The sequence below is a fragment of the Cryobacterium sp. Sr8 genome, assembly GCF_004403225.1.
GTDB classification, from domain to species: Bacteria; Actinomycetota; Actinomycetes; order Actinomycetales; family Microbacteriaceae; genus Cryobacterium; species Cryobacterium psychrotolerans.
On sequence record NZ_SOHO01000059.1, the window covers coordinates 1 to 1354 of the forward strand.

The 1354-nt window shown below is 70.8% G+C and carries 1 protein-coding gene; it reads right to left on the bottom strand.

Annotated elements, in window-relative coordinates; all coding sequences use genetic code 11:
• Positions 1-6: 6 nt before the first annotated feature.
• Entirely contained in the window at positions 7-1326 is a 1320-nt protein-coding gene (locus E3T54_RS12255) for an HNH endonuclease signature motif containing protein (RefSeq protein ID WP_134475934.1), read from the bottom strand.
• Positions 1327-1354: the final 28 nt, after the last annotated feature.

Below are 1354 nucleotides of genomic sequence, written 5' to 3' on the forward strand. Positions count from 1 at the left end.
CGGGCGTCAGAACGGGGGTGGCGGGTCGATCCGGGTGGCCGGTTCGGTCGTGTACTCCCGGCCGGCGGGCGAGGTCCAGGTGAGCGTGCCGTCCCTGGCGTGGGTCACGGCCCAGGCGGCCTCGGTTTTCAGTTTGTGGTGTGGCCCGCAGAGGTGGGCGAGGTTGTCGTGTTTGGTTCGGCCGCCCTCGTGCCATTCCTTGCCGTGGTCGAGGTCGGACCGGGCCACGCTGCGGTTGCAGCCGGGGAACCGGCAGGTTTCGTCGCGCACCCGCAGCCACCGGCGGAGGTCCTTGGGCACCTTGTACCGGTTCCGGCCGACCGAGAGCACCGCGCCGGTCTCGGGGTGGACGAGGATGCGGGTGAAACTCGGTGCGTGACCGGCGAGACGCCGGGCCGTGTCCGGATCGATCGGCCCGTACCCTTCGAGGTGGCCGGGTTCCTCGCTGTGGCCGAGGAGGGTCATCACCGGGACCGTGACATTCACGGTGGCCCGGATGCCCCGGCCCAGCCCGGAGGGTGCGACCCCGTCGATGAGGAGGTCGAGGAACGCGTCCGCCCGCAACTGGGTCAGCGTGCGCGGCTCGTCGGCGCCCTGCAGGCTCTGTGCGGCGCCGCTGATCCGCTCGTACACCGAGTTCGCGTCGGCCGCGGAGAGGTACGCGTTCAACCAGGCCATGCCGTCCCGGGCCGGCACGAGCTGCACCTGCCGGTCGGTGATGCACTTCGCGTGCCGGGTGGTGATCGTGTCGGGGTGGGCCTTCTCCCTTGCTCTGCGGGCGGTTCCGTCGAACTTCGCGACGGTGAGTTTCCGGGCATCGGGCAGCAGGGCCGATTCGAACCCGGCCCGGGCGTCTTTGGGCAGGGACCAGACGTGGTCCATGAGTGCTTTCGCGTGCCGGTAGCTGATCTCGCCCTGCTGCAGGGCCGTGCGGGTGGCCGCGAGGTCGTGCACGAGGGACTCGCTCTCGACCAGGAGCCGCTCCGCGCTACCCTCGGGGACCCGCAGCGCACAGGCCAACTCGGCCACCAGCGACCGCCGGGCCATCTTCGCCGCGTCCGTGCTGAACGGGCTCGACGCGAACGGACCCGGCGCCCGTGTCGCCGCCTCCCGCTCGCTTCGCACCCGCAACTGGTCGATCGCGTCGGCCCGCATGGCCGAGACCGCCGCGAGCATCCGATCGGTCGCAGCGACGACATCCACCAGTTCGGCCATGGTCCCGTCGCCGGGCCGGCCGGGCTCGCTGCCCTCGGGCCTGCCGTCCCCGGGCTTGCCATCCCCGAACTCATTGTCCGGGTAAGTCAGGTACTCAGTGATGAGGTCCATGAGAACAGTCAATACCCGACCACCGACA

Excerpts from the sequence above, each read along its gene's own strand:
- E3T54_RS12255 (WP_134475934.1), bottom strand. The coding sequence starts at position 1,326 with ATGGACCTCATCACTGAGTACCTGACTTACCCGGACAATGAGTTCGGG.